The sequence below is a fragment of the Paenibacillus humicus NBRC 102415 genome (assembly GCF_004000905.1).
Lineage (GTDB): Bacteria > Bacillota > Bacilli > Paenibacillales > Paenibacillaceae > Paenibacillus_O > Paenibacillus_O humicus.
Window position 1 is genome coordinate 74,913 of record NZ_BIMD01000023.1, and the last position, 6,940, is coordinate 81,852.

Annotated in this window: 6 protein-coding genes; all 6 read left to right on the forward strand. The window is 59.4% G+C overall.

The genetic code is table 11. The annotated features are described in order from the left end of the window. Nucleotides 1–6 precede the first annotated feature (6 nt). The 6 genes from murA (at nucleotide 7) to sigE (ending at nucleotide 6,836) form a co-directional block, all read left to right on the forward strand. The gene (gene murA / locus PHU01S_RS14950; protein ID WP_048749939.1) at nucleotides 7–1,290 is read left to right on the forward strand and encodes a UDP-N-acetylglucosamine 1-carboxyvinyltransferase; all 1,284 of its coding nucleotides are present in this window, start codon (nucleotides 7–9) and stop codon (nucleotides 1,288–1,290) included. 127 nt (nucleotides 1,291–1,417) lie between these two features. Further along, complete coding sequence (locus PHU01S_RS14955) at nucleotides 1,418–2,170, forward strand: cell division protein FtsQ/DivIB (RefSeq protein WP_048749941.1); 753 nt, start codon at nucleotides 1,418–1,420, stop codon at nucleotides 2,168–2,170. A gap of 314 nt (nucleotides 2,171–2,484) precedes the next feature. Beyond that, a complete protein-coding gene (ftsA, locus tag PHU01S_RS14960) occupies nucleotides 2,485–3,726 on the forward strand; it encodes a cell division protein FtsA (RefSeq protein WP_048749943.1) in 1,242 nt (413 codons plus the stop codon). A 14-nt stretch (nucleotides 3,727–3,740) separates the two neighbouring features. Continuing rightward, complete coding sequence (gene ftsZ, locus PHU01S_RS14965; protein ID WP_049867672.1) at nucleotides 3,741–4,868, forward strand: cell division protein FtsZ; 1,128 nt, start codon at nucleotides 3,741–3,743, stop codon at nucleotides 4,866–4,868. Nucleotides 4,869–5,162: 294 nt separating this feature from the next. Next, nucleotides 5,163–6,089, forward strand: coding sequence for a sigma-E processing peptidase SpoIIGA (spoIIGA, locus tag PHU01S_RS14970; RefSeq protein ID WP_048743733.1), 927 nt, complete (start codon nucleotides 5,163–5,165; stop codon nucleotides 6,087–6,089). 27 nt (nucleotides 6,090–6,116) lie between these two features. Then, nucleotides 6,117–6,836, forward strand: a complete 720-nt coding sequence (gene sigE / locus PHU01S_RS14975) for an RNA polymerase sporulation sigma factor SigE (RefSeq protein ID WP_076354877.1) — start codon at nucleotides 6,117–6,119, stop codon at nucleotides 6,834–6,836. Nucleotides 6,837–6,940 lie beyond the last annotated feature (104 nt).

Genomic DNA, 6,940 nt, shown 5'->3' on the forward strand with positions numbered 1-6,940 from the left:
GTAGGTTTGGACAAATTGGTGATTGAAGGCGGGCAACCTCTCTCAGGAACCATTGCTATCCAAGGGGCGAAAAACGCAGCTCTGCCGATACTGGCAGGCAGCATGCTCGCCAGCGGCACGGTCGTCATCGATTCGGTGCCGCAGCTGCTCGATATAGAAGTCATGCTGCACATCTTGCAGGAGCTCGGTTGCCGCGCGGAACATGTCGGCGACACCGTCACGATCAATACGGCGACGGCATACCAGGCCCATATCCCCGAAAAGCTGATGGGTCAGATGCGTTCCTCCATTTTTCTGATGGGACCTCTGCTCGCCCGGTTCGGGGAAGTCCATCTCTACCAGCCCGGCGGCTGCGCGATCGGAGAGCGGAAGATCGACCTTCATCTCGAAGGGCTGCGTTCGCTGGGCGCCGAGATCGAGGAATATGGGGATCGGATTTCCTGCCGGGCGGAGAAGCTGCGCGGTGCCGATATTCATCTCGGCTTTCCCAGCGTAGGCGCGACGGAGAACATCATGATGGCCGCTGCGCTCGCAGAGGGCAGAACGACGATAACGGGAGCTGCCAGGGAGCCGGAAATCCAGGATCTTCAGCATTTCCTCAACGCTATGGGCGCGCGCATTATCGGAGCGGGGACGGATACGATTACGATCGAAGGGGTCGAATCGCTCACTCCATGCCGCTATCGGGTCATTCCGGACCGGATCGTGGCCGGCACCGTCATGGTAGCTGCCGCTGCGACCAAAGGAAAGGTTACGCTGACGAACACGAGGCCGGCGCATCTGTCTTCCCTGATCCATGTGCTCCGGCGCGCCGGAGTCGGCATCGGCATCGAGGGAGACGCCATCACCGTCGGAACGTCGGCAAGGCCGAAGGCGGTCGAGCGGATCGTCACTTCTCCCTATCCGGCCTTCCCGACGGATCTTCAATCGCAGGTTATGGTGCTGCTTGCTCTGGCCGACGGCACGAGCATCATGAAGGAAACGATTTTCGAGGGCCGCTTCAAGCATGTCGACGAGCTCAGCCGCATGGGAGCGGATATCCGCGTCGATCTCAACGCGGCCGTCATCCGGGGCGTATCCAGGCTGTACGGGGCAACGGTCGAAGCGACGGACCTGCGGGCCGGCGCCGCTCTCGTCATCGCCGGACTTGCGGCCAATGGGCGCACAGTCGTCGAGCAGGTGCATCATATCGACCGCGGCTACGACAGCATCGAATCCATGCTTGCGCGGCTTGGCGCACGGATTGTCCGCAGCGCGCCGGTTCCGGACAACGGAGCCGTACCGGGCTGATCTTCAAGGGATATCCCGTGCCGGAGCTTCTGCCCGCGGACGCCGATGCAATAGAACCGAAATGTGCTGCCGCAAAACGGCTCTCCGCGCGGGCGGAGACCGTTTCGCGGCTGAAGGAGGGACAAGCTTGGCTGAATTGATCCCGATCTTGAAGGATCCGCCGCCGAAGCGGAGGGGCAACCGGAAACTCGTCTTCATCCTGGTGCTTCTATTCCTTATTTTATTATCGATCCTTTTCTTTAATTCCTCGATCAGCAAGGTCAGCGTCGTCACGGTCGAGGGCGAGCAGTTCACGACGGAAGCGCGGATCCGCGAGGCGGCAAGCGTTCGTGCCGGAGACGCCTTTTTCGGCACTCTTTCCTCCAGCGTGGAGCACCGGATCCGGAAGCTCGGCTCGGTCAAGGAAGTCAAGGTGGCCAAAACCTTTCCCGGACAGATCAAAATCACGGTCGAGGAATATCCGCCGGTAGCGTTTGAGCTCGCTGCGAACGGCCAGCTGAGCGCCATATTGGCGAGCGGCTCCATCATCCAGGCCGACCAGGCCAAAGCGGTCGTGGACAAGCCGGTCCTGTCGGGATGGAAGAAGGACGATTCCGTGAAGGGCGAGCTGTGCAGGCAGCTTGCCCTGATCGATCCTGCCGCTCTCGGCAATTTATCGGAAATCATGCCTTCTCCGACCGAATCCTACCCGGACCGGATCCGCATCTATACCCGCAACGGCTTCGAAGTCATTACGGCCGCCTCCTTGCTCAAGGATAAGATCGACACGCTGAATTCGGTCGTCGAGGAGCGGGATCCCGGCCGGGTCACGCTGCTGCTTGCGGATACCTATTCGCCGTTCGTGCAAGCCGCGGGCAGCTCGGAGGAAGCCGGACCATGAAGCAAAGCCGCTTGGCTCCCGCTCTTTTATTTCGCCCTAAAGAATGGTAGAATTTAAGATATGGCATTTTTCCTAGATGATCATGCCTTTAGTCCCTCGGCGAGCCATCTCCGCAGCGGCTTCGGACTCGCTTCCGGCGAGCGGCGAGAGTGCCGAGACGGCCGCCCCTCCTTCATTTTTTTTCTTTGCTGGGTTGAATTGGCAGGCGAAAAAAATGTAGAAAAAAGAGGGAAAATATTAACTGTGTTGAATATGTAGGATCAGATTAAAAAGGAATACCGATAAATGCGACCCGAAACGGAGGTGCCGCGGAATTGGGCAATAACGACATCATTGTCAGTTTGGACATCGGTACATCCAAGGTTCGAGTTATTATTGGCGAAGTGACAGGCGGAGCCATTAATATAATTGGGGTTGGATCGTCCGACTCGGAAGGCATCCGCAAGGGAGCCATCGTAGACATCGACCAGACCGTCAAGTCGATCCGCAACGCGGTCGAGCATGCGGAGAGAATGGTCGACATTCAGATTTCGGAAGTGTACGTAGGCATTCAGGGGAATCATATCGCGCTCCAGAGCAACCACGGCGTCGTGGCTGTTTCCAACGAGGATCGCGAGATCGGCGAGGAAGACATCGAGCGCGTGCTGCAGGCGGCCAAGGTCGTGGCGCTGCCACCGGAACGCGAAATCATCAATCTCGTGCCCAAGCAGTATCTGGTCGACGGGCTTGAAGGCATTTCGGATCCGCGCGGCATGATCGGCGTCCGTCTCGAAGTGGAATCCACCATCGTGACCGGAGCGAAGACGGCCATACATAATCTGATCCGCTGCGTGGAGAAGGCAGGGCTGCACATCTCCGGCATCATCCTGATGTCGCTGGCGTCCGGCATGATGTCCCTCAGCAAGGATGAGAAGTCGATGGGAACGGCCATCGTCGACATCGGCGCGGGATCCACGACTCTGTCGATCTTCGATCAGGGCGGCCTGGCCGCCACGTCGACGCTGCCGGTCGGCGGGGAATTCGTCACCAATGATATCTCCTACGGCCTTCGCACGCAGACGGAGCAAGCGGAGAAGATCAAGCTCAAGTACGGCTGCGCATCCGTGTACGACGCCGCGGAGGACCAGCGCTTCAAGGTGACGCGGCTCGGCTCCAACGTCGAGAAGGAATTCTCCCAGGTCGATCTGGCGAACATCATCGAGCCGCGCATGGCCGAGATCTTCTACATGATCCGGCAGGAAGTCCGCCGTTTGGGCTATGCCCAAAAAATCCAGGGCTACGTGCTCACCGGAGGCACAGTGAACTTGCCGGGCACGCTGACCGTGGCGCAGCAGGAGCTGGAATCTTCCGTCCGCATCGCCGTCCCGGACTTCATCGGCGTACGCGACCCGGCCTTCGGCAGCGGAGTCGGAATGATCCAATATGTGAGCAAGCATATGACGATTCGCAATTCGGGAGCGGTCAAGAAGCAGGCAAGCCGCAAGACGGGAACCGCAGCCCCCGCTAAACCCGGCATGATTGAACGAATCAAGAACATGTTCAGCGAATTCATCTGATCGGGGGAAATAGAATGTTGGAGTTCGATATTGACTTGGAACAGCTGGCACAAATTAAAGTCATCGGTGTCGGGGGCGGCGGCAGCAATGCGGTGAACCGGATGATCGACAACGGAGTGAAGGGCGTGGAGTTCATTACGGTGAACACCGACGCCCAGGCGCTCCACCTTGCCAAGGCGGAGCATAAGCTCCAGATCGGCGACAAGCTTACGCGCGGCCTCGGAGCGGGCGCGAATCCGGAGGTCGGCAAAAAAGCGGCCGAGGAATCCCGCGATCTCGTCGCCGCTACGCTCAAAGGCGCGGACATGGTATTCGTGACGGCCGGCATGGGCGGCGGCACCGGTACCGGCGCTGCTCCCGTCATCGCCGAAATCGCCCGCGAATGCGGAGCGCTGACGGTCGGCGTCGTCACCCGACCGTTCACCTTCGAGGGCCGCAAGCGCTCGAACCAGGCCGAGAACGGCATCGAGGCGCTGAAGGAAAAGGTCGACACGCTGATCATCATCCCGAACGACCGCCTGCTTGAGATCGTCGACAAAAAGACGCCGATGCTCGAGGCGTTCCGCGAAGCCGACAACGTGCTTCGCCAGGCCGTCCAAGGCATCTCCGACCTCATTGCCGTACCGGGCCTGATCAACCTCGACTTCGCCGACGTGAAGACGATCATGACCGAGCGCGGCTCCGCCCTCATGGGCATCGGCATCGCGACCGGCGAGAACCGCGCGGCCGAGGCTGCCCGCAAGGCGATCCAGAGCCCGCTGCTCGAAACGTCGATCGACGGAGCCCGCGGAGTCATCATGAACATCACCGGCGGCATGAACCTGTCGCTGTACGAGGTGAACGAAGCGGCCGAGATCGTCATCGAGGCTTCCGATCCGGAGGTCAACATGATCTTCGGCGCGATCATCGACGAGGACTTCAAGGACGAGATCAAGGTCACCGTCATCGCGACAGGCTTCGAGCACAAGGCGGCGCCTGTTCAGCCGGCCCGCCGCCCGCAGACGCAAACTCATGGAGCCGCTCCTGAGCCTCAGGAGCAGCGCGCCCCTCAGCCGAGCGCCAAGCCGTTCACCAATACGCCGAGCGACCAGCTGGAGATTCCCGCTTTCCTGCGCAACAACCGCCCGCGCGGCGACCGCTGATCCGCAGTCCCTACCCAGACCGCATCTTCCGACGGAAGATGCGGTCTTTTTCTATGCCTAAAAAACGACAAGGCCCCGGTTAAAGCCTTGTTCATCTTCATTTTATCGTGGTCGAAAAGAGGAGAATCAGCTCCGCCGCGCCTCTAAGCTTCCGACAAAATTAGTTGCGGCGCCGCGCCAGGTTTAGACAGACATTGTGCTTGGCGCTGCACTATACTTGTTTCTATCGTTCCCCGGCCTGCTCTGCCGACAGAGCCGGACGGTGCCGAAGGGTGGACAGGAGGGTGGCTTCAGCTGGCCGTATACGTCGATGTGCTGTTTCTCAAGGAGCTGATGGTGGACGGCTCCATGCTGCTGCTCACTGCCTGGGTGCGCGGAATCAAGGCCAAGCCGTGGCGGGTATTGACCGCTGCCGCCATCGGCGGGATCTATGTGACCTTGATGCTTTTTCCGCCGCTCTCCATGCTGTTTACCGTCATCGTCAAGGCGGCTATATCGCTGATTATAATCGCGGTCGCCTTCGGTTATGCCGATACCCGAAGCTTTGCCCGTCTTGTGGGAACGTTTTATGCGGTCAATTTCGTAGCGGCCGGCGCCGTTCTCGGCATCTACTATTTTCTTATGCAGGGCTCCGGAAAAGTATGGAGGACGATGACGCTGCTCCGGCATGGAGTCGCATTCGAAGTGCAGATGGGCGGCGTATACGCGTTCAGCTTCCTATGCATCGGCTTGTATGTCTTCCGCAGCGTCGTCAGCGCACGAAGGCAGAAGGAGCTGGTGCTGACTCATCTGGCTGAAGTTTCCGTCATCATCGGCGGCAAGGAGCATCGCTGCACCGGTCTCGTCGATACGGGCAACCAGCTCTACGATCCGCTCTCCCGGACACCGGTCATGGTGATGGAAGCCTCGCTGTGGGAGGACGAGATCCCTCCCGGCTGGATGCAGGGAATCCGGGATTCCCAGGTGGACCGGCTGATCGCCGGGCTTGGACAAGAGGAATTTCCCTGGCAGGACCGCCTGCGGCTCGTCCCCTACCGCGGAATCAACAAAGGGACGCAGTTCATGCTCGCCGTCAAGCCGGATACGGTCGTCATCGTGAGAGAAGGACAACGGAGCGAATCGAGCAAAGTGCTCATCGGACTGGATGGAGGCAAGCTGGCAGCTGACGGCTCTTACCGCGCTATCATCCACCCTTCGCTGGTGGAGCATCGGGCCGGCTGACCAACAAAAGAGGAGATGGGGACTACAATGGTTAAATTCCGGCTGAATATGCAGTTGTTCTATTACCGCCTGCTGTTTTTGCTCGGGCTGAAAAGCCAGGAAATATATTATATCGGCGGCAGTGAAGCGCTCCCCCCCCCGCTTACGCGCGAAGAAGAGGAATACTTGCTGGAGAGGCTTCCGTCCGGGGACAGCGCGATCCGCGCCATGCTCATCGAGCGCAACCTGCGGCTTGTCGTCTACATCGCCCGCAAGTTCGAGAATACCGGCATCCACATCGAGGATCTGGTATCGATCGGAGCCATCGGCCTGATCAAGGCTGTCAATACGTTCGATCCCGAAAAGAAGATCAAGCTGGCTACGTACGCTTCGCGCTGCATCGAGAACGAGATTCTGATGTTCCTGCGCCGCAACAGCAAGACGAGGACGGAGGTATCGTTCGACGAGCCGCTGAACATCGACTGGGACGGCAACGAGCTGCTGCTCTCGGACGTGCTCGGCACCGAGAACGACACGATCTATCGGAACATCGAGGAGCAGGTCGACCGCAAGCTGCTGCACAAGGCGCTCGACAAGCTGACAGAGCGGGAGCGCATCATCATGGAGCTGCGTTTCGGGCTTGCCGACGGGGAAGAGAAGACGCAGAAGGATGTCGCCGATCAGCTCGGCATCTCGCAATCCTATATTTCCCGCCTCGAGAAGCGGATCATCAAGCGCCTGCGCAAGGAATTCAACAAGATGGTCTGATGTGCAGGCAGCGGCCTGGAGCAGACCAAAAGCAGCGGATTGAAGATCGGGCAGGCAGAGCCCGGACATGCAAAAGCTCCGAGCATGCAAAAAGCTCCGAGCAT

What these genes read in the sequence shown, in the direction of transcription:
- ftsZ (WP_049867672.1), top strand. Translation starts at nt 3,741, where the DNA reads ATGTTGGAGTTCGATATTGACTTGGAACAGCTGGCACAAATTAAAGTC.
- sigE (WP_076354877.1), top strand. Translation starts at nt 6,117, where the DNA reads ATGGTTAAATTCCGGCTGAATATGCAGTTGTTCTATTACCGCCTGCTG.